The 20,397-nt window shown below is 68.2% G+C and carries 25 protein-coding genes; 10 read left to right on the top strand and 15 right to left on the bottom strand.

The features are described 5' to 3' along the window. Positions 1–1,725 carry a DEAD/DEAH box helicase gene (locus DD542_RS10350; protein WP_127805571.1) on the bottom strand — a complete coding sequence of 575 codons (1,725 nt, stop codon included), beginning with the start codon at positions 1,723–1,725 and terminating at the stop codon, positions 1–3. A gap of 436 nt (positions 1,726–2,161) precedes the next feature. On the opposite strand from DD542_RS10350, the gene DD542_RS10345 reads away from it, so the two are divergent. Further along, positions 2,162–2,809, top strand: a complete 648-nt coding sequence (locus tag DD542_RS10345; RefSeq protein WP_066158130.1) for a DUF47 domain-containing protein — start codon at positions 2,162–2,164, stop codon at positions 2,807–2,809. A 16-nt stretch (positions 2,810–2,825) separates the two neighbouring features. Then, complete coding sequence (locus tag DD542_RS10340; RefSeq protein WP_066158128.1) at positions 2,826–3,836, top strand: inorganic phosphate transporter; 1,011 nt, start codon at positions 2,826–2,828, stop codon at positions 3,834–3,836. A 68-nt stretch (positions 3,837–3,904) separates the two neighbouring features. Here the strand turns inward: DD542_RS10340 and orn are convergent, their stop codons facing one another. Then, positions 3,905–4,510 (bottom strand): oligoribonuclease, encoded by a 606-nt coding sequence (orn, locus tag DD542_RS10335; RefSeq protein WP_127805569.1) that lies wholly within the window; start codon positions 4,508–4,510, stop codon positions 3,905–3,907. Between the two features lie 71 nt (positions 4,511–4,581). Between orn and DD542_RS10330 the strand changes: the two genes are divergently transcribed. Further along, positions 4,582–5,850 (top strand): M48 family metallopeptidase, encoded by a 1,269-nt coding sequence (locus DD542_RS10330; RefSeq protein ID WP_127805567.1) that lies wholly within the window; start codon positions 4,582–4,584, stop codon positions 5,848–5,850. Next, positions 5,847–6,830, top strand: coding sequence for a ribosome small subunit-dependent GTPase A (gene rsgA, locus DD542_RS10325; RefSeq protein ID WP_127805565.1), 984 nt, complete (start codon positions 5,847–5,849; stop codon positions 6,828–6,830). The genes DD542_RS10330 and rsgA overlap by 4 nt, the downstream gene beginning before the upstream one ends. A gap of 2 nt (positions 6,831–6,832) precedes the next feature. On the opposite strand, the gene DD542_RS10320 is transcribed toward rsgA, so the two are convergent. From DD542_RS10320 to rpsP, 6 genes are all read right to left on the bottom strand, one after another. Then, positions 6,833–7,762: a CobD/CbiB family protein gene (locus DD542_RS10320; protein ID WP_127805563.1), complete on the bottom strand. Its 930-nt coding sequence runs from the start codon at positions 7,760–7,762 to the stop codon at positions 6,833–6,835. Between the two features lie 37 nt (positions 7,763–7,799). Continuing rightward, a complete protein-coding gene (locus tag DD542_RS10315) occupies positions 7,800–8,492 on the bottom strand; it encodes a CoA pyrophosphatase (protein WP_066158122.1) in 693 nt (230 codons plus the stop codon). Positions 8,493–8,590: 98 nt separating this feature from the next. Next, positions 8,591–8,947, bottom strand: coding sequence for a 50S ribosomal protein L19 (gene rplS, locus DD542_RS10310; RefSeq protein ID WP_066158120.1), 357 nt, complete (start codon positions 8,945–8,947; stop codon positions 8,591–8,593). Between the two features lie 112 nt (positions 8,948–9,059). After that, on the bottom strand, positions 9,060–9,836 hold the full coding sequence (trmD, locus tag DD542_RS10305) for a tRNA (guanosine(37)-N1)-methyltransferase TrmD (protein WP_066158118.1): 777 nt from the start codon (positions 9,834–9,836) through the stop codon (positions 9,060–9,062). A gap of 12 nt (positions 9,837–9,848) precedes the next feature. After that, a complete protein-coding gene (gene rimM, locus DD542_RS10300; RefSeq protein ID WP_066158116.1) occupies positions 9,849–10,445 on the bottom strand; it encodes a ribosome maturation factor RimM in 597 nt (198 codons plus the stop codon). A 16-nt stretch (positions 10,446–10,461) separates the two neighbouring features. Beyond that, on the bottom strand, positions 10,462–10,716 hold the full coding sequence (gene rpsP / locus DD542_RS10295) for a 30S ribosomal protein S16 (RefSeq protein ID WP_066158114.1): 255 nt from the start codon (positions 10,714–10,716) through the stop codon (positions 10,462–10,464). A 162-nt stretch (positions 10,717–10,878) separates the two neighbouring features. On the opposite strand from rpsP, the gene DD542_RS10290 reads away from it, so the two are divergent. Both DD542_RS10290 and DD542_RS10285 read left to right on the top strand, forming a co-directional pair. Next, positions 10,879–11,409 carry a GNAT family N-acetyltransferase gene (locus tag DD542_RS10290; protein WP_066158112.1) on the top strand — a complete coding sequence of 177 codons (531 nt, stop codon included), beginning with the start codon at positions 10,879–10,881 and terminating at the stop codon, positions 11,407–11,409. Next, positions 11,406–11,861, top strand: coding sequence for a TM2 domain-containing protein (locus DD542_RS10285; protein ID WP_066158110.1), 456 nt, complete (start codon positions 11,406–11,408; stop codon positions 11,859–11,861). The genes DD542_RS10290 and DD542_RS10285 overlap by 4 nt, the downstream gene beginning before the upstream one ends. A 7-nt stretch (positions 11,862–11,868) precedes the next feature. Here the strand turns inward: DD542_RS10285 and DD542_RS10280 are convergent, their stop codons facing one another. From DD542_RS10280 to DD542_RS10255, 6 genes are all read right to left on the bottom strand, one after another. Beyond that, entirely contained in the window at positions 11,869–12,825 is a 957-nt protein-coding gene (locus tag DD542_RS10280) for an AEC family transporter (protein ID WP_127805561.1), read from the bottom strand. Between the two features lie 22 nt (positions 12,826–12,847). Next, positions 12,848–13,279, bottom strand: a complete 432-nt coding sequence (locus DD542_RS10275) for a DUF3299 domain-containing protein (protein ID WP_241559744.1) — start codon at positions 13,277–13,279, stop codon at positions 12,848–12,850. 234 nt (positions 13,280–13,513) lie between these two features. After that, positions 13,514–13,756, bottom strand: a complete 243-nt coding sequence (locus DD542_RS10270; RefSeq protein WP_066158104.1) for a hypothetical protein — start codon at positions 13,754–13,756, stop codon at positions 13,514–13,516. A gap of 5 nt (positions 13,757–13,761) precedes the next feature. Beyond that, entirely contained in the window at positions 13,762–14,973 is a 1,212-nt protein-coding gene (locus tag DD542_RS10265) for an ABC transporter permease (protein WP_127805559.1), read from the bottom strand. Further along, positions 14,970–15,620: an ATP-binding cassette domain-containing protein gene (locus tag DD542_RS10260; protein WP_127805557.1), complete on the bottom strand. Its 651-nt coding sequence runs from the start codon at positions 15,618–15,620 to the stop codon at positions 14,970–14,972. Before DD542_RS10260 ends, DD542_RS10265 begins: the two co-directional genes overlap by 4 nt. Then, positions 15,617–16,132 (bottom strand): Fur family transcriptional regulator, encoded by a 516-nt coding sequence (locus DD542_RS10255; RefSeq protein WP_127805554.1) that lies wholly within the window; start codon positions 16,130–16,132, stop codon positions 15,617–15,619. The genes DD542_RS10260 and DD542_RS10255 overlap by 4 nt, the downstream gene beginning before the upstream one ends. Positions 16,133–16,218: 86 nt before the next feature. Between DD542_RS10255 and aztA the strand changes: the two genes are divergently transcribed. The 4 genes from aztA to DD542_RS10235 all read left to right on the top strand — a co-directional run bounded on the left by aztA (position 16,219) and on the right by DD542_RS10235 (position 19,863). Then, entirely contained in the window at positions 16,219–17,028 is an 810-nt protein-coding gene (gene aztA / locus DD542_RS10250) for a zinc ABC transporter ATP-binding protein AztA (RefSeq protein WP_127805552.1), read from the top strand. Beyond that, the gene (locus DD542_RS10245; protein ID WP_127805550.1) at positions 17,025–17,897 is read left to right on the top strand and encodes a metal ABC transporter permease; all 873 of its coding nucleotides are present in this window, start codon (positions 17,025–17,027) and stop codon (positions 17,895–17,897) included. The genes aztA and DD542_RS10245 overlap by 4 nt, the downstream gene beginning before the upstream one ends. A 37-nt stretch (positions 17,898–17,934) precedes the next feature. Beyond that, positions 17,935–18,885, top strand: coding sequence for a metal ABC transporter substrate-binding protein (locus tag DD542_RS10240; RefSeq protein ID WP_127805548.1), 951 nt, complete (start codon positions 17,935–17,937; stop codon positions 18,883–18,885). Between the two features lie 99 nt (positions 18,886–18,984). After that, entirely contained in the window at positions 18,985–19,863 is an 879-nt protein-coding gene (locus DD542_RS10235; protein WP_206610793.1) for an EamA family transporter, read from the top strand. Positions 19,864–19,866: 3 nt separating this feature from the next. Here the strand turns inward: DD542_RS10235 and msrA are convergent, their stop codons facing one another. Continuing rightward, complete coding sequence (msrA, locus tag DD542_RS10230; protein ID WP_127805544.1) at positions 19,867–20,394, bottom strand: peptide-methionine (S)-S-oxide reductase MsrA; 528 nt, start codon at positions 20,392–20,394, stop codon at positions 19,867–19,869. Between the last annotated feature and the right edge of the window lie 3 nt (positions 20,395–20,397).

The following is a 20,397-nucleotide window of genomic DNA, read 5'->3' as shown; positions in this document are numbered from 1 at the left end:
TCAGCGCGGCTGGCGGCGCGGGCCGGCCGGACGGGACGCACCGGCGTCACCGCGCCCCCAGTTGCCTGCTCCACCCTGGGGCTTGCCGAAGCCGCGCGCGGGCGCGTGATCGCGGCGCTGGTCCGGACGGCTGTCGAAACGCACATCGCCGCGCGGCGCGGTGTCGCGGCCTTCGAAGCGCGGCGCGTCGAAGCGCCCTTCGACGCGGGGGCCACGCGGCGCCGGACGGCGGTCGCCGCCGAAACGGTCACCACCAAAGCGGTCGCCGGAGGGGCGCTGGAAACGGTCGTTGCCCGGACGGCCACCACCTGGGCGACCGCGGCCATTGAACTCGGGTTGCGGCGGGCGCTGGCGCGGCTCCAAACCGGGCACCACCTCCACAGCGATGCGCTGGCGGGTGTAGGCCTCGATGTCGCCGATCTTGCGGCGGTCGCGGAATTCGGCGAACGTCACGGCCAGACCATCGCGCCCGGCGCGGCCGGTACGGCCGATGCGGTGGGTGTAGTCCTCTGCCTTCATGGGCAGGCCGAAGTTGAAGACGTGCGTGATGGTCGGCACATCGATGCCGCGAGCGGCGACGTCGGTTGCCACCAGGATCTGGACCTGTCCGCTGCGCAGCGCCATCAGGCGCCGGTTGCGCAGCCCCTGGCTCAGGGCACCGTGCAGGGCCACGGCATGGAAGCCGGTCTGCTGGAGGTCGGTGGCCAGGCCATCGCACTCCACCTGGGTGCTGCAGAACACCACAGCCTGGTTGATCGATGCGTCGCGCAGCCAGTGGTCCAGCAGCTTGCGCTTGTGCTCGGCGTTGTCGGCCCAGAACAGAACCTGCTTGATGTTGGCGTGCTTTTCCTGCGGGCTGTCGATCTGCACCTTCTGCACGTGCTTGCCGCCATCGTGCATCACACGCAGCGCCAGCTGCTGGATGCGCGGCGCGAAGGTGGCCGAGAACATCATGGTCTGGTCGCGCTGGCTGGTGAGCTGGTTGACTTCGGCCAGGTCGTCCGAGAAACCCAGGTCCAGCATGCGGTCGGCTTCGTCGACCACCAGGAACTGCACCTGGTCCAGCTTGAGCTGCTGCGATCGCTGCAGGTCCAGCAGACGGCCCGGCGTGGCGACCACGAGGTCGGCGTTCTGCAGCCTGGCGATCTGAAGCTGGTACGGCATGCCGCCGACCACGTTGGCGATGCGCAGGCCACGGCAGTGGCGCACCAGGTCGATGGCATCGTGCGCCACCTGCTGCGCGAGCTCGCGGGTCGGGCACAGCACGAGCGCGCCGGGCGTGGCGGCCTTGAAGTTGCGGGGGTTGGTCGGGTCCTTGCGTTTGGCGCGCTTGGGGGCCGGTTTGCCGGCGGCCAGCGCCTCGGCGGTTTCCTTCTCGAAAGCCAGGCGCTCGGCCTCGGCCCGCGCGTCCTGCTGCTTGAGCAGGGTGTGCAGCACCGGCAGCAGGAAGGCTGCCGTCTTGCCGCTGCCCGTCTGGCTGGACACCATCAGGTCGGCATAACGTTCGTCGGCCTGGTGCTCCTGACGGATGGCCTTGGGAATGACCATCGACTGCACCTGGGTGGGCTGGGTGTAGCCCAGATCGGCCACCGCGCGCACCAGTTCCGGAGCCAGCCCCAGCAGCTCGAAAGCATTGGGTTCCGTGGCCACGGGCGCATCGGCCAGCAGTTCGTTGGAGGAAATTTCGGGCGTGAATTCGCCGCGATCTTCAAAAGCGTCGCTCATGTTCGTCCTGGCGCCACAAGGGGCGTCATTGAACAGAACAGGCCATCGGAAATGCCGGCCATTGGCCGGAACCCGCAGGTGTCTGATCCGTTCGTGGTTACAAAACATCAACCACAAACGGTACCGCGCGGGACAGGCCGGAGGGTCTCCGGCGAGCTCAGCGAGTGGCCTCGTCCGTGTCCGGCCTTGGCGTCGTTTGACGATGCCGGCGGGCATTCGGGAGGCCTCTTGTGTGAGGCAGATGCACAAATCCGCCCTTCTCGTAGAAGGGCAGCCTGTGATTATGGCACGAATCGGGGTTTTCCCCAAGTTATTGGGACGCGCCGGTGCTGCGCGGGCCCCACGCGTGTCCTTTGGCAAAAGTGCCGGCGGCTAAAATCCTCCGATTCGACGCCTGTGCGTCACATCTCTTTCACATTCCACCACCGGAGACGCCATGTTTTTTGGCAAGCTGTTGCCCAAAGAGGGCAATTTTTTTGAGCTGTTCAACCAGCACGCCGAACAGATCGTCAAGGCCGCGCATGCGTTTTCGCAGCTGGTGGCCCACTACAGCGACCCGCTCCTGAGGGACAAATACAACCAGGAGGTGGACCACGCCGAACGCGCGGCCGACCGCATCACCCACGAGGTCAACCGCCTGCTGCACACCACCTTCATCACGCCGATCGACCGCGAGCAGATTCACTCGCTGATCAACACCATGGACGACGTGGCCGACCTGATCCAGGACTCGGCAGAAACCATGGCGCTGTACGACGTGCGGCACATGACCGACGAGATCTCGCGGCTGACCGACCTGAGCGTCAAGTGCTGCGAACGGCTCAAGCACGCCATCAGCCTGCTCAAGGACGTCAACGAGCCCAAGACAGCCGAAGCCGCCGTCAAGACCTGCGAAGAAATCGACCGCCTCGAATCGGACGCCGACCGCGTCATGCGCTCGGCCATGAGCAAGCTGTTCCGAGAGGAGCCGGAAGTGCGCGAGGTGATCAAGCTCAAGGCGATCTACGAGTTGCTGGAAACCATCACCGACAAGTGCGAGGACGTCGCCAACCTCATCGAGGGCATCGTCCTCGAAAACTCCTGATCGGAAGGGTCCTGCCATGACGACCGTTCAGGCGGCCCTCTGGGTCGTGGTCATGCTGGTGGCGCTGGCGCTGATCTTCGACTTCATGAACGGGTTTCATGACGCCGCCAACTCGATCGCGACCATCGTTTCCACCGGCGTGCTCAAACCCGGGCAAGCGGTGGTGTTCGCCGCCTTTTTCAACTTCGTTGCCATCTTCATCTTCAAGCTCAGCGTGGCAGCCACCGTGGGCAAGGGCATCGCCGACCCCTCGGTGATCGACACGCACGTGGTGTTCGGCGCCCTCAGCGGGGCGATCACCTGGAACCTGATCACCTGGTACTACGGCATCCCCAGCAGCTCCTCTCACGCGCTCATCGGCGGCATCGTTGGCGCCGTGATTGCCAAGGCCGGCGCTGGTGCGCTGATCGCCACCGGCGTGCTGCGCACCGTGGCGTTCATCTTCGTCTCGCCCCTGCTGGGTTTCATCCTGGGCTCGCTGATGATGGTCCTGGTGGCCTGGGTATTCCGCCGCACGCGGCCGCTCAAGGTCGATGGCTGGTTCCGGCGGTTGCAGCTGGTTTCGGCCGGCGCCTACAGCCTCGGCCACGGCGGCAACGATGCGCAGAAGACGATCGGCATCATCTGGATGCTTCTTATAGCCACCGGCTACGCGTCATCGGCCGACAAGTCGCCGCCGACCTGGACCATCGTGTCGTGCTACGCGGCCATCGGCCTGGGCACCATGTTCGGTGGCTGGCGCATTGTGCGCACCATGGGCCAGAAGATCACCAAGCTCAAGCCGGTGGGCGGCTTCTGTGCCGAAACCGGGGGCGCAATGACGCTTTTCCTGGCCACGGCGCTGGGCATCCCCGTGTCGACCACCCACACCATCACCGGCGCGATCGTTGGCGTGGGTTCGGTGCAGCGCGCCAGCGCGGTGCGCTGGGGGGTCGCGGGCAACATCGTCTGGGCCTGGGTGCTGACCATCCCGGCGTCGGCCTTCGTGGCTGCGGTGGCCTACTGGTTCAGCCTCACGGTGTTCTGAGCCAGTTCGGAGTCTTCCGGCAGACAACAAAAAAGGGCCGGAGGCCCTTTTTTGTTGTCTGCCGCTGATCAGTCCACCCGGAGGAAGTGCTCGCGGTAGTGGGCCAGCTCGTCGATGGACTCGTGCACATCGGCCAGCGCCGTGTGCCTCTGGTGTTTCTTGAAGCTGTCGTAGACCGCAGGCTTCCAGCGCTTGGCCAGTTCTTTGACAGTGCTCACGTCCAGGTTGCGGTAGTGGAAGTACGCCTCCAGCTTGGGCATGTACTTCACCAGAAAACGCCGGTCCTGTCCGATGCTGTTGCCGCACATGGGAGAACCATTTTTCGGCACGTACTGGCCGATGAAGGCCAGGAGCTCGGCCTGGGCCTGCTCCTCGTCGACGGTGCTGGCCTTGACCTTGTCGATCAGGCCGCTCTTGCCGTGGGTGCCCTTGTTCCAGGCGTCCATGCCATTGAGGACCGCGTCGCTCTGGTGGATGGCAAACACCGGGCCTTCCACCCGGGGCTCCAGGTTGGGGCCCGTGACCACCACAGCGATCTCCAGCAGGCGTTCCTTTTCAGGGTCAAGCCCACTCATCTCGCAATCGAGCCAGACCAGGTTCTGGTCGCTCTTGCTCAGGGTAGGCACAGGGGTGTCGGCGGCCACGGCGGCCGTGTTGAGGTGGTCTTGGCTCATGCGCCGATTTTCACCCATGACCGCCATGCCCCTGCGCGGCAGCCGTGGCGCGGCTTCGATAGACTCTCGCCATGGACAGCAGCGCCCTCGCCTTCACCTACCTTTTCTGTGCCTTGCTCGTGGGCGGACTGATCGTCCGCACGGTGCTCGCCAGCCGGCAGATCCGCCACGTGGTCCGCCACCGCGACCGGGTCCCCGATCCGTTCGCTGCCAACATCGGACTGGATGCCCACCGCAAGGCCGCCGACTACACCGTCGCCAAGGCCCGCTTTGGCATGCTCGAATCAGGCGTTGAAGCCGCCCTGCTGCTGGGCTGGACCTTGCTGGGTGGACTGCATGCGCTCAACCAGCTGCTGCTGCAGTGGATGGCGCCTGGCATGTGGCAGCAGCTCGCCTTGCTGGGCGCGTTCACGCTCATCGGCGCGGCGCTGACCCTGCCCCTGGGCTGGTGGTCCACGTTCCGGCTGGAAGAGCGTTTCGGATTCAACAAGATGAGTCTGGGTCTGTGGCTCGGCGATCTGCTCAAGGGTGCCGTGGTCGGCGGGCTGATCGGACTGCCCATTGCGGCGCTGGTGCTGTGGCTCATGGGCGCTGCCGGCCCCAACTGGTGGCTCTGGGCCTGGGGCGCCTGGATGGTGTTCAACCTGCTGCTGCTGGTGCTCTACCCCACGCTGATTGCCCCTCTGTTCAACAAGTTCGAACCGCTGCAGGACGAGACGCTCAAGGCGCGCGTGAACGACCTGATGAAGCGCTGCGGCTTCGCGGCCAAGGGCCTGTTCGTGATGGACGGCAGCAAGCGCAGCGCCCACGCCAACGCCTACTTCACCGGTTTCGGTGCCGCCAAGCGCGTGGTGTTCTTTGACACCCTGCTCAAGCAGCTCGCGCCGCCGGAGATCGACGCGGTGCTGGCGCATGAGCTGGGCCATTACAAGCGGCGCCACATCCTGCAGCGCACCGTGCTGATGTTCGCGCTCAGCCTGGTGGGCTTTGCGGTGCTGGGCTGGGTGTCAAGGCAGGCCTGGTTCTACACCGGGCTGGGCGTGGTGCCGTCGCTGGAAGCCCCCAACGACGCGCTGGCGCTGCTGCTGTTCCTGATGGTGGTGCCGCTGTTCACCTACTTCCTCTCGCCGCTGCTGGCGCAGCTCTCGCGCCGCCACGAGTTCGAGGCCGACGCATACGCCTGCGCCCACACCGACGGCCACGACCTGGCCAGCGCGCTGCTCAAGCTCTACAAGGACAACGCCAGCACCCTCACCCCCGACCCGGTGTTCGCCCGCTTCTACTACTCGCACCCGCCCGCCAGCGAGCGCATCGCGCGCCTGCAGGGTGCGGCCGCATGAACCACTCGCCCCACTCCCGCTCGCGTGCGGATGCCGCGGGCCGGGCGCCGGAGTCCGAGGGCTCCATCGACATCGGACTGGTGGTTGCCGCCCACGGACGGCACTGCCTGGTCGAGAGCCCGGACGGGCAACGCCGCATCTGCCATCCCCGAGGCAAAAAGAGCCAGGCCGTGGTGGGCGACCGGGTGCGCTGGATGCCCACCGGGGACGAAGGCAGCATCGAGCGGGTCGAGCCACGGATCAACCTCTTCTACCGCCAGGACGAGCTGCGCACCAAGTCGTTCGCCGCCAACCTCGATCAGGTGCTGGTGCTGCTGGCGGCCGAGCCGGAGTTCTCCGAACATCAGCTGGCGCGCGCACTGGTCGCCGCCGAAGCCGAGGGCATCGCACCTCTGATCGTGCTCAACAAGGCCGATCTCGGCACCCTGTTCGAGCGCGCCTGGGACCGGCTGGCACCGTACCGGGCCATGGGCCTGACCGTGCTGCCGCTGCGGCTCAAGGGTGAAGACGATGCCTCGTCTGGCCTGGACGCGCTCGTGCAGCGGCTGGAGGGCAAGACGACCCTGGTGCTCGGTCCGTCCGGTGTCGGCAAGAGCACCCTCGTCAACCGCCTGGTGCCCCAGGCCCAGGCACAGACGGGGGAGATCTCGCGCGCCCTGAACTCGGGCAAACACACGACCACCAGCACCACCTGGTATTGGGTCGACACGTCGCGCACCACCGCACTGATCGATTCGCCCGGCTTCCAGGAATTCGGTCTGAACCACATCGAGGCGACCCGGTTGGCCAGCCTCATGCCCGATCTGCGCGCCGCGCTTGGCGCATGCAGGTTCTACAACTGCACCCACCTGCACGAACCCGGCTGCGGCGTGCGCGCCAAGGTGCAGGGCCAGGGCACCTGGGACGACACCATCGCCCCCAACCGGTACCGCATCTACGGGGACCTGTTCGCGGAACTCTCCGCCAAGCGGAACTACTGAGCTCAGCCGAGCAGGCGGGCCAGCGTCAACAGGGCCAGCAGGAGCATCCAGAGCACCACGCTGCGCCACACCAGCCCCACCGCGCTGGCCAGATGGGCAAGCTGGGGCTCAGGCCGGGTCGCGACTCCTTCGGCCTCTTCCGGTTTTCCTTCGCGGGCGTTCAGACGCACGTTGATCGCGCCGGACGTGGCGGCCAGGACCACGCCATCGGTGCCCGGACCGAACTGTTCGGCCTCACCCCGCCAGCTCGCCACAGCCTCCTCGAAGTTGCCCACCACCGCGAAACCCAGCGCCGTCGCACGGGCAGGCAGGTGGTCCACCCACTGCCACCCGGTGACCGCCGCCTGCTGGGTGGCCTGGCTGGGCGTGCCATCGGGGCGCCCCCGCCAGTTGCGCGAAAGGTACTCGGCCATCCGGTAGAACACAGCCCCCGCTGGCCCCAGTCCGAGCAGCCAGCACACGACAAACGCCGCCAGCACACCAAAGACATGGCGGTGCGCGGCCAGCACCGACTGTTCGATCACCTGCCGCAGCACCTCGGCCCGGGGCAGGCTGCTGGTTTCCACATGCAGCCACTGCGCCAGCTTCTCGCGGGCGAGCAGGTCGTCGCCCACCTCCAGCGCCTGACGGATGTCGGTGAAGTGGTGGCTGAACTGGCGAAAGCCCAGTGTCACGTAGAGCACCAGCACCAGCCAGACGAACGACAGCACGTTGCTGAACTGCCAGAGCCCCCAGTACACCAGGGTCGCCAGCAGGGCCGGCACCATGGTGGCCAGGCCCCAGGCCAGCCATCCGTGCACCGCCTGGCCGGTGTCCAGGTTGCGGCGCACCAGCCGGGCCCAGCTCCGCAGACCAGCAAACACAGGGTTGTCGATCGACAGAGGACGCGCCTGTTCGATCAGGAAAGCCAGCAGGATGGCAAAAAAGATCATGGCCCGATGATAGCGAGCGCCCCGCGGGACCGGCGCCTCAGGCGGTGAGGAAACGATACAGGTTACGCAGCATGCCGGCGGTGGCGCCCCAGATGAAGCGCTCTGTCGCGCCCTCCTGGTACGGCATCGAGTACCACTCCCGCATCTCGCCGTTCCACTCGAAACCATGGCGGCGGTGGTTGACCGGATCCATGAGAAAGTCCAGCGGCACCTCGAACACGTCGTCCACCTCACCGGGGTTGGGCAGAAGCGTGAAACCGGGCTGCACCAGCGCCACCACCGGTGTAATGTGGAACTGCGTGCCCGTCACGTATTCCGGCAGGCGGCCCAGCACCTCCACATGCGCCGGTTCGAGACCGATTTCCTCCTGGGCCTCTCGCAACGCCGCTGCAGTGGCATCCCGGTCCTCGGCATCGACCTTGCCCCCCGGAAACGCGATCTGCCCCGAGTGGGTGGACAGGTGGGCCGTGCGCTGCGTCAGCAACAGCCCCAAGCGCTCACGCACCACCAGCGGGATCAGCACGGCCGCCGGCGCTGGCGCCCGGTCGGTGAAACGGCGCTCGCGCACCAGCTCCGGGGTCCAGACCGGGGGACGCGCAAAACGCTCCCGCAGCCCTTCTGGAGTGAGGCGTCCGGCCGGCGCTGCTGCCAGCCCCTCGGCACCGTGCAGCACGGGCACCTGGCGTGGATCAAAGGTGGGTGGATAGCGCGTTGGCGCAGAGGAAGACATGGGGACGAGTATGGAACAGGCACAAAAAAGCCGCTCGGGTGAGCGGCTTTTCGAGGTGGGCCATCAGGCGCCCGGCTTCTGACCGAAGCTGTGCGCTTTTACGCGCCCAGCTTTTCCTTGATGCGGGCCGACTTGCCGCTGCGCTGGCGCAGGTAGTACAGCTTGGCACGGCGCACGTCACCGCGGCGCTTGACTTCGATCGAAGCGATCAGCGGGCTGTACAGAGGGAAAGTGCGCTCGACGCCTTCGCCGTTGGAGATCTTGCGCACGATGAAGCTGGAGTTCAGACCGCGGTTGCGACGGGCCACCACCACGCCTTCGTAGGCCTGCACGCGCTTGCGGGTACCTTCGATCACGTTCACGCTGACGATCACGGTGTCGCCAGGGGCAAACGCGGGGATGGTCTTGCCAAGGCGAGCAATTTCTTCCTGCTCAAGGGTCTGGATGAGGTTCATGGTTTCCTGTTTACCGATCATGGCCGCGCTACACAAGAGGCTGCAATTCCCTGACCTCCGCAGTGGAGGTCACCGGTCACAACGGCCGGCCAGAGGATCGAAAAGCCTTGGATTATAGCTTTTTCAAGGAGCGCAGGAAAACTTCGTCGACCGGCGTGAGCCGCCCAGCCTCCCGCGCCTGCGCCAGCAGGTCCGGCCGCTGGCGTGCAGTGAGCGCCAGACTTTGCTCCCGGCGGTAGCGCGCGATGCGCTCGTGGTGCCCGCCCATGAGCACTTCAGGGGCCGCCACGGGGCCTTGTGGCCCTTCCCACACCTCGGGTCGCGTGTGGTGCGGACTGTCCAGCAGGCCGTCCAGCGCCGGATTGAAGCTGTCCTGCTGGTGGCTGCCCTCGTCGCCCAGCACGCCCGGCATAAGGCGCGCCACCGAGTCCAGCAAGGCCATGGCGGCGATCTCGCCGCCCGAAAGCACGAAATCGCCCAGGCTGATCTGTCGGTCCACGCAGGCGTCTATGAAGCGCTGATCGACGCCTTCGTAGCGCCCGCAGACCAGCACCGCGCCCGCGCTTTGCGAATAGTCGACCGCCAAGGCGTGATCCAGCCGCTGGCCGATGGGCGAGAACAGCACCACCGGCGCACGGGCGCCCTCTGGTTCGGCGCGGTCGGCGCGGATGGCCTGCAAGCAGCGCCACAGGGGCTCGGCCATCATGACCATGCCGGGCCCGCCGCCGAAAGGCCGGTCGTCCACACGGCGGTAGTTGCCCTCTGCAAAGTCACGCGGGTTCCAGAGGCGCACGTCGACCTGCTTCGATTCAAACGCCCGGCGGTTGATGCCGCTGCGGAAGAAGGGCTCGAAGAGTTCGGGGAAAAGCGTGATGACGTCAAAGCGCATGGCGCGCTCCGGTCAGTAGTCGGTCTGCCAGTCGGCGGTGATGCGGCGGGCGTTCAGGTCCACATCGTCGATGTAGGCCGCCACAAAGGGCACCATGCGCTCGGCCGTCTTCTCGACACCGTCCACAGTCTCGGTGTATTCCATCACCAGCACCGAGGTCGGGCCGGTGGGCATGAGGTCGCGCACCACACCCAGGTGCACGCCCTCGCGGTTGACCACGTCAAGACCGATCAGATCGACCCAGTAGTACTCACCGTCGGCGGCGGCGGGAAAGGCGCTGCGCGGCACATGGATGCGCGCCCCCTTGAGCGCTTCGGCACCACTGCGATCCACCACACCCTCCAGGCGGGCGACGATGCCATCGGAATGCACCTTGATCTCGGCCACGTGCACACGCACCGGGCCCGGAAACGCCGAAAAGCCGCGCGCGAAACGGGCTTCGGGCGGCAGCAGGAACCAGTCGGGTGATTCGAACAGCGCACGGGTGTCGGCGCTGTGCGGCTGGATGTGGACCCAGCCTTTGACGCCCCAGGCGTCAAGAAAACGGCCCAGTTCGACCGCATCCGCCGGCAGGGGCGATGCTTCGAACGGGCCGCTCGAGGGGATCACTGCGAACGCAGGGAGATCAGGCAGCGGCCTTGGCGGCGGCTTGCTTGACCAGACGGGCCACGGTGTCCGACGGCTCGGCGCCGACGCCGGTCCAGTAGGTCAGACGGTCCTGGGCGATGCGCAGGGGCTCTTCGCCACCCCTGGCCAGAGGGTTGTAGAAGCCGATGCGCTCGATGAAGCGGCCGTCGCGGCGGTTGCGCTTGTCGGCGACCACGATGTTGTAGAACGGACGGGCCTTGGAGCCGCCGCGGGAGAGTCGAATGACGACCATGATTTATCCTTCGGGTGGTGGTGAACACCGGCACAAAGCGTGACAGTGTTTTCTCGCAGCGCTTGAGACACACGACTGACCACCCGGCCAGCGAAACGCTGCAAAGCCTGCCATTATAACCAGCCGGCTCAAGAACCCAAGCCCTCATTTCCTGCCCCTTCCATGCCCCTGATCCGCCCCAGCACCGAGCACGACCTGCCCGCCATCACCCGCATCTACGCACACCACGTGCTGCACGGCACAGGCACCTTTGAGACCACGCCCCCCACCCTGGAAGAGATGACCGCCCGCCGGGCCGACGTTCTGTCCAAGGGGCTGCCCTGGCTGGTGGCCGAAGAGGCTGGCGAGGTGCTGGGCTATGCCTACGGCAACTGGTTCAAGCCGCGGCCGGCCTACCGCTTTTCGGTGGAGGATTCGATCTATCTCGCCCCCGAAGCCGCCGGCAAGGGCCTGGGCCGCGCGCTGCTGGCCGAACTGCTGGCCACGCTGGAGCGCAGCGGCATCCGCAAGGTGATGGCGGTGATCGGTGATTCGGCCAACGCAGGCTCCATCGGCGTGCACAAGGCCCTGGGCTTCGAGCAGGTCGGTGTGGTCCCGGCGTGCGGCTGGAAGTTCGGGCGCTGGCTGGACATCGTGATGATGCAGCGCGCCATCGGCGAAGGCGACCGCACACCGCCCGAGGGCGAGGCATGAGCGGTCCGAAAAACAAAACCCTGACCGTCTGGCTGGCCGTGCTGGGCGGCCACCTGGGTCTGCACCGCTTCTACCTGCGCGGCCTGGGCGACTGGATCGGCTGGCTGCACCCCATCGCGTCGGCGCTGGGCTGGTGGGGTGTCGAACGGGTCCGCGCCTTCGGGCAGGACGACGTGCTGTCGTGGCTGCTGATCCCGTTTCTGGGCATGAGCATCGCCACCAGCTGCCTGGCCGGCATCGTCTACGCGCTGAGCGACCGGCCGCGCTGGAACGGCTGGTTCAACCCGCAGGCACAGCCCGAAGACAGCGCGGGCGCCACCAACTGGCTGACCATCGGCGCGCTCGTCCTGAGCCTGCTGGTGGGCACCATCGCCTTCATGGGCAGCCTGGCCTTCGGCATCCAGCGCTACTTCGAATACCAGGTCGAAGAGGCCCGCAAGATCAGCCAGTGAACCCGTCTCAGTTCAGCCACGACATGACGAGCATGACGATGGTGAGCGTGAACAGCGCCAGCACGGTCGAAAGGCCCATGGCGGCGGTCGTGAGGCCCTGGGCGACCTCGTAGCGCTGCGCGAACAAGAACACGTTGGCGCCCATGGGCAGTGCGGCGGCCACCACCATCACCGTGAGCGGCAGGCCGGTGATGCCCCAGGCCCAGGCCGACACGCCGACCAGCAGCGGCAGCAGCAGGTTCTTGGACGCCGTGATCCACAGTGCGGGCTTAAGGTGTCCGCCCAGCGGGGTGCGCGCCAGCGTGACGCCCACCAGCACCAGCGCCAGCGGACCGAAGGCGCTGCCCAGCAGCTGCAGCGGCTTGTCGACCACGGCCGGCAGGCTCCAGCCGGACTGCGCGAACAGCAGGCCGCTGATGATGGGCAGCGGGATCGGGTGGATCAGCGCCCCCTTGAAAGCCGACCAGGCGGTCTCCAGCACATGCGGCGCGCGCTCGCCGCCTTCGCGCGCCTCGCGGGCGACCACCAGCTCCAGCACCACCGAGCCCACGGTGAGCAGGATCAGCGCATGCACCGACACCAGGGTCAGCAGCGTCACCAGCGCCGCCTTGCCATAGGCCAGCTCGACCAGGGTGATGCCGATCATCACCATGTTGGAGAACACCCCACCCAGGGCCATGACGACGCTGGAGCGGTTGAAGCCCCGCCAGGCGATGGACACGATGAGCAGCAGCAGCGCGGCCGGGAAATACGCGGCGAGTGGCCGCAGGTCCAGCGTCTCCACGTGCACGCCGCTCATGGTGCGGAACAGCAGCGCCGGAATCAGCAGCAGGAAGACCAGGTTGGAGAGGTCCCTCACCGCGGACTCGCGGATCCAGTCGCGCCGCCCGGCGAAGTAGCCCAGGGCGATCAGCAGGAAGACGGGGGTGAGGGAGGCGACGACGGGGTGGCTGGCGAGGTTCACCCGGGCGATCGTACCCCGCCCGTCATTTCACGCCGACCGCCTCGGTCATGCGGTAGTACAGGCCGTAGGGGTCGTTCTGCAACACGTGGAACGTGCCCTCGACCACCACCGCGTTGAGGCTGTATTTGACCGGCGCCTTGGTGCGGACCTCGATCATGCTTTCCGGCCCACCAGGCGTGCAGAACGAGCAGGTCGGCGGCACCGAGGCCAGCAGGAAGTGGCGCTGCTGCTCGCCCGGTCCCAGCGGCAGCATGAAGCCCTGCACCTTCTGCGTCTTCTGGTTCAGCGCCTGCACACCCGGCGTGTAGACCGGCGTGATGCGCTTGTTCTTCACCTCGGTCTTGATGTCGGTCAGCAGCGACCAGGGCACCACATCCTCGCGCGGCTTGAGCGGCGCAAACGGCGACAGCGGGCTGTGCACACCCGCCCCCTGCCCCTGCACATGCGGCGGCACGGCGGGATCGGCTGCAGCCCCGGCAGCCGGCGCCGCAGGCGTGCCAATCGGCGACGTCAGCTGCGCAAACGCCAGCCCAGACCCACAGACGAGCGGCAACAAGAGACAACGAAAAAGAAGATTCATGACAAGAGAAGTGACTGCTTCCAGAACGCGGCGGAACCGGCTCCGCCGGGCCGCACGCGTTGCCCCCTTGAGGGGGTGACGCGCGAAGCGCGGCGCGGGGGTGGGCCATCAATGTGCGTGTTTCATCCCGCAGTATTTGCCAATCGCCAGACCCCGGCACGCGGCCTGAAGTTCCGCCATGCAGACCTTCTCGTCCTTCTTGGTCTCTAGGCACTTGGCCGCGCCTTCGTGGGCCGCGGCCATGGCGCGGTGGCGCTGGACGTCCTGCTGCAACTCCTTGTCGGAATGCTGCGCCAGTGCAGCCGTGGTCATGCAGGCGGACAGGGCCAGCCAGAGCGCGATCTTCTTCATCGGTTTCACCTTGTGTTCAACAACGGGGTCACGTCGACCCGATAGGCGCTGATGGCCGGCACCAGCGCCGCCACCACCGCCACTCCGAATGCCAGCAGCGGCACCCAGCCTTCGGCCGGCACCCACTGCCAGCCCGCGATGGCCAGCGACTGCTGGTCCATCAGCATCTGTCCCGCCAGCGCGGTCAGCCCGTGCGCGGCCAGCAGGCCCAGCGCGCAGGCCATCAGCGCCAGCCACAGCGACTCGCACAGCACCAGCGCGCCCACGCGGGCCGGCGGTGCGCCGAGCATGCGCAGCATCGCCAGGTCGTGCCGGCGCTCGCGCACCGCGCCCCAGAGCGCGATGAACACCGACAGCCCGGCCACCGCCACCAGCACCGCGCCCAGGCCCTGCAGCACCCGCGTGCCAACGCCGACCATGCTCAGCAGCCGCGTGATCTCCACCGCTGGCGAGGCCGCCTGCATCGGCGTGCTGTCGTTGATGAAGCGAGGGAAGCTGGCCGCCGCCAGCGGCGTGCGGTAGCGGATCAGGGCCATCGTCACCTCGCGGTCGGCCTCGATGGCCGCGCGGTCTTCCTCGTCCATGTCGTCGGTGGCGTGCATGTCGTCGTGCACCTTCCACACCGATTCGGTGGCGGTGAGCACCAGGCGGTCGAGCACGCAGCCGCAGGGCGCGAGCACACCACTCACCGCGTAGAGCGCCTCGCCGTGCATGGCACCGCCGCTGCCCAGGCCGTGCGCGCCAACGAAGCTCTGGCCCAGGGCCAGCCCGGTGGCGCGCGCCACCTGCGTGCCCAGCACCGCCTGCATCGGCGCGGTCCAGAACGCGCCCTGCGCGAGGGCAACGCCGTAGTGCGCCGCGTAGTCCGGCGTGGTGCCGACGATGCGGAAACCCGCGAGGTTGTCGCCCAGGCTCAGCGGAATCAGCTGCGCCACCTGCGGGTGCGCCTGCAGCTTCTTCACCTCGTCCAGCGGGATGTTGCCGGGCGGCACGTCGATGTGGAACACGCCCGCCAGGATCAGCTGCATCGGGCTGCCCTTGGCGCCGACCACCGCGTCGATGCCCTGCAGGTCGCTCTCGAAGGCGCGGTCCACCTGGTGCTGCGCGATCAGCACGAAGGCCATCGACGCCAGGCCCAGTGTGAGCAGCAGCAGGTTGAGCGCCGTGGACAGCGGGCGCGACCAGAGGTAGCGCCACGAAAGGGTCAGCACGTTCACGCCATGCCCTCCCGCGCCAGCCGCAGCGTCTGCGCGTCTGGCAGCGCCTGCACCACGCGCGCGTCGTGGGTCGAGACCACCAGCGTTGCCCCGGCCCCGGCGGCGCCGCGCTGCAGCAGGTCCAGCGCGGCCCCGCAGGCCTCGTCGTCCAGGCTCGCGGTGGGCTCGTCGACCAGCAGCACCCGGGGTTGCAGCAGCAGCGCCCGCGCCAGCGCCACCCGCTGCGCCTGGCCGCCCGAGAGCTGCGAGGGCTTGCGACCGGCCAGCGCCGCGAGGTCCAGCCCGGCCAACGCACGATGAATGGCTCCGCGGTCCACCGGCAGGCCGGCGGCGAAGAACACCAGCGCCAGGTTGTCGGCCACCGACAGCGCCTCGCTCAGGAACAGCTTCTGCGGCAGAAAACCCAGGGTGCGCGCGCGCCAGCGGTCGCGCGGCGCGCCGGCCAGCGCCTGCACCGCCTGCCCGGCCACCACCACCTCGCCCGACGAAGGCGTGAGCAGACCGGCCACCAGGGCCAGCCAGGTCGACTTGCCGCTGCCCGAGGGCCCGCGCAGCAGCAGCGCGCCGCCCTGCGGCACCGCCACATCGGGGAAGCGCAGGACGGGCGCCTGCGGGTAGGCAAAGCCCAGGCCTCGGGTCTCGATCACCGTGACGGCTCCCTCGCCGCGCCGTCCGAGGGGTCGGCGCAATCGGCGCAGGTGCCGTGCACCGCCATGTCCAGCCGCAGGCCGCGGTGGCCCATGCCGGCCAGCGTGCGCATGAGCTCGTCGGCCACCGCCCGCGCCGGCTCGCTGGCCCCGGTCAGGCGGAACTGGCGGTGGCAGGCGTCGCATTCGAAGCGCGGCGCCGCGCCATCGTCGCCCAGGTCGGCCAGGCGGAAGCGCCAGGTGCGCGCGTCGTCGTCGGTCTGGCGCTGCAGCACGCCGCAGGCGGCCAGGCGTTCCAGCAGCCGGTAGAGCGTGACGCGGTTGATGTCCAGCCCGCGCGTCTGCAGCGAGGCCAGGGCCTGGGCGTGGCTGAGCGTGCCCTGCGGGTTCGCCAGGAACAGGCCCAGCACCGCGCGCGTGGCCAGGGTGCGGCGCAGGCCTGCGGCTTCCAGACGGGTCTGGATCTCGGCCGGCACGGTCACCGGTTCTTTGGGGCTGGATCGGGTCGCCATGGCAGGCCTCTATTATTGCAACAATGTTGCGTTAACATCGCCGCTATCGCAATTGAGTTGCAACAGTGTACACAGCACCCCACCCCATGCCCGGCCCCCAAGCCCCCACCATCACCCTGCGCGACCTGACGCTGGGCTACGAGCGCCACCCGGCCGTGCACCACCTGAGCCTGCAGATCGAACCCGGCGCGCTGGTGGCCGTGGTCGGCCCCAACGGCGCCGGCAAGAGCAGCCTCATCAAGGCCCTGGCCGGTGTGCTGGCGCCGCTGTCGGGCCACATCGAAGGCCTGCGGCGCGGGCACATCGCCTGGCTGCCCCAGCACAGCGAGCTCGACGCCAGCTTTCCCATCGACGTGCGCGGCATGGTCGCCTGCGGCCTGTGGCGCCGCGTCGGCGCGCTCGGACGCTTCAACGCGGAACACCGGCGGCAGTGCGACGCGGCGCTGGCCGCGGTCGGCCTCTCAGGCTTCGAATCGCGCGGGCTGGACACACTCTCGGGCGGGCAGCTGCAGCGCGCGCGGTTCGCGCGGTTGATCCTGCAGGACGCGCCAGTGGTGCTGCTGGACGAGCCCTTTGCCGCGGTGGACCAGCGCACCACCGCCGACCTGCTGGCCCTGTTGCACCAATGGCAGCGCCAGGGCCGCACGGTGATCGCCGTGCTGCACGACACCGCCCAGGTGCGCGCACACTTTCCGCAGACCCTGCTGCTGGCGCGCGAGCCGGTGGCCTGGGGCGCCACCGCCGAGGTGCTGACCGACGCGAACTGGGCGCGTGCGCAGTTGCTGCGCGAACCCTTCGACGATCGGGCCGATGAATGCGAGACCGGCTCGCGCGACGCCGACTCACAGGCAGTGAACCGCCACGCCCACAGGCCGGCGCTGGAGGCCACACCATGAGCGACGACCTCCTCGTCTTCGGCCCCTTCGTCGAGTTCGCCTTCATGCGCCAGGCCCTGCTGGGCTGCATCGCGCTGGCGCTGTCGGCGGCGCCGGTGGGCGTCTTCCTGATGCTGCGGCGCATGAGCCTGACCGGCGACGCCATGGCCCATGCCATCCTGCCGGGCGCGGCCATCGGCTACCTGCTGTTCGGCCTGTCGCTGACGGCGATGACGGTGGGCGGCATCGTCGCCGGCCTGACGGTGGCCATCGGCTCCGGCCTGGTGGCGCGCCACACGCTGATCCGCGAGGACACCAGCCTGGCGGCCTTCTACCTGATCTCGCTCTCGCTGGGCGTGCTCATCGTCTCGGTGCGCGGCAACAACGTGGACCTGCTGCACGTGCTCTTCGGCAGCGTGCTGGCACTGGACGGCGCGGCGCTGGCGCTGCTGTGGGGCATCACCGGCGCGACGCTGGCAACGCTGCTGCTGATCCGCCGGCCGCTGATCCTGGACTGCCTGGACCCGGGCTTTCTGCGCCAGGTCAGCGGGCTGGGCAGCGTCGCGCATGTCGGCTTCCTGGCCCTGCTGGTGATCAACCTGGTGGCCGGCTTCCATGCGTTGGGCACGCTGATGGCCGTGGGCATCATGGTGCTGCCGGCCGCCAGCGCGCGCTTCTGGGTGCGGCGCGTCGGCCCGCTGGTGGCCGTGGCCACCGCCATCGCGCTGTTCACATCCGTCGCCGGCCTGCTGCTGTCCTACCACGCCGACTGGCCCACCAGCCCGGTCATCGTGCTTGGCCTGGGCGCGGTCTACCTGCTGTCCATGGCCTGTGCGCCGCGCGGCCTGCTGCGCCAGCGCCGTCCCCATCCGCGCCACCTGCGCGCCTGACCCCTTCCCCTGTCTCACCCATTCAAGGACTACCGCCATGAACCTGCGCCGTCGCCACCACCTCCTCGCTGCTGCCGCCACCGTCGGCGCCCTGAGCTTCGGCCTGCCCGGCCACGCCCAGACCACCGCCACACCGGTCAAGGCGGTGGCCAGCTTCAGCATCCTGGGCGACCTGGTGCGCCAGGTCGGTGGCGAGCGCGTGCAGGTGGACGTGCTGGTCGGCCCGGGTGCCGACGCCCACGTGTTCCAGCCCTCGCCCTCGCACGCGAAACAGGTGGCACAGGCGCAGGTGGTGTTCGCCAACGGCCTGGGCTTCGAGGGCTGGATGCAGCGCCTGCTGAAGACCGCCGGCTACAAGGGCCAGGCGGTGGTGGTGAGCCAGGGCATCCAGCCCATACAAGCCGAAGAGGACGGGCACGACCACAAGGCGGAAAAACACGGTCACCACGACCACGGCGAGGCCGACCCGCACGCCTGGCAATCGGTTCCCAACGTGATCACCTACGTCGCCAACATCGCCAAGGGCCTGTGCGCCGCCGATACCGCCGGCTGCGACAGCTACAGGAAGAACGCCGAGGCCTACACCGGCCAGCTCCAGGCGCTGGACGCCGAAATCAGGGCCGCCTGGGCCGCGATTCCGGCCGCGCAGCGCAAGCTCATCACCTCGCACGACGCCTTCGGCTACTACGCCCAGTCCTACGGCGTGCAGTTCCTGGCGCCGCAGGGCGTGAGCACGAACAGCGAAGCCTCGGCCAAGGGGGTGGCACAGCTGGTGCGCCAAATCAAACAGGAGCGCATCAAGGCGCTGTTCGTCGAGAGCATTTCCGACCCGCGCCTGATCGAGCAGATCGGCCGCGAGACGGGCGTCAAGCCGGCCGGCGCGCTGTTCTCCGACTCGCTGTCGGACGCCAGCGGCCCGGCCAGCACCTATGTGGCCCTGATGCGCGCCAACACCCAGACCATGACCCGGGCCGTGCTCGGGCACTGATCGCCAGCCCGCCTCAGGCGCGGACGGCGGCGCGCTCCAGAACTCGGGACACCGGAGCCGCCAGATACACTGCCCTCCCCACCGTCCGCGGAGCTCCGATTGCCCCCCTCCCACCTTCTGCTCGCCCTCGCAGTCGTCTTTGTCTGGGGCACGAATTTCGTCGTCATCCGCTGGGGACTGGACGGGCTGCCGCCCTTCCTGTTCGCCACGCTGCGTTTTGCCCTGTCGGCCCTGCCCTGGCTGCTGTTCATACCGCGCCCCACCGCGCCGTGGCGCAAGCTGGCCGCGTTCGGTGTGCTGCTGGGCGTGGGCCAGTTCGGTCTGCTGTTCCTGGCCATCCAGGGCCGCATCTCGCCCGGGCTGGCCTCGCTGGTGGTGCAGATCCAGGTGTTCTTCACCATCGGCATGTCCCTGGTGCTGATGCGCGAGCGGGTGCGCGGTTTCCAGGTCATGGGCCTGCTGCTGGCGCTGGCGGGGCTGGCTGTCATCGCCGCGCATCTGGACGCCACCGTCACCCTGTTGGGTCTGATGCTGGTGATCGGTGCGGCCTTCTTCTGGGCCTGCGCCAACCTGGTCGTGAAGTCGCTCGGGCCGGTCAACATGCTGCACTTCATGGTCTGGAGCAGCGCGTTCGCGGTGCCGCCGCTGCTGGTCATCTCCGTGCTGACCGAAGGGGTGCCAGCCATCACGGCGGCCCTGCAAGGCGCCGACGCGGTGGTGTGGGGCAGCGTGCTGTGGCAGGCGCTGGGCAACACCCTGTTCGGCTACGGCGTCTGGAACTGGCTGCTCGCCCGGCACCCCGCCGCCACTGTCACGCCCCTGGCCCTGCTGGTGCCCGTGTTCGGCATGGGCGCCTCGGCGCTGTCGCTGGGCGAGGCCCTGCCGGGCTGGAAGCTGGGTGCGGGTGCGCTGGTGCTTGGCGGACTGGCCGTGATCGTGCTCTGGCCGAGATTGCAGTCGAAGCTCGCCCGCGGCTGAGACTCAACGGGCAAGACTAGCAAACGTCTTGCGGAACTTCGCCACCTTGGGCGCCGCCACCGCCATGCAGTAACCCTGGTGCGGGTTGCGCTCGAAGAAGTCCTGGTGGTAGTCCTCGGCGGGCCAGTAGTTCGCCAGCGGCAGCACTTCCGTCACGATGGGGCGGCCGAAGGCGTTCTCGGCCGTCAGCTCGTCGATCAGCGCCTGCGCGGTGGCGCGCTGCTCGTCGGTGGTGAAGTAGATGCCGCTGCGGTACTGCGTGCCCACGTCGTTGCCCTGGCGGTTCAGGGTGGTCGGGTCGTGCACCACGAAGAAGATTTCCAGCAACTCGCGGGTGCTCACCTGCTCGGGGTCGTATTCGAGTTTGACCACCTCGTTGCAACCGGTGAGGCCGGTGCACACGTCCTCGTAGCTGGGCCGCGGTGCCTGGCCGTTGCTGTAGCCCGACTCGACGTCGGTCACGCCGCGCACTTCCTTGTAAACGCTCTCGGTGCACCAGAAGCAGCCACCGCCCAGTACCAGCGTTTCCATCAA

Origin of the sequence: Hydrogenophaga sp. NH-16 (assembly GCF_004006415.1) — a bacterium.
Lineage (GTDB): Bacteria > Pseudomonadota > Gammaproteobacteria > Burkholderiales > Burkholderiaceae_C > Hydrogenophaga > Hydrogenophaga pseudoflava.
Note: the sequence above shows the minus strand (reverse complement) of the source record. Positions and strands in the feature narration are given on the sequence as shown.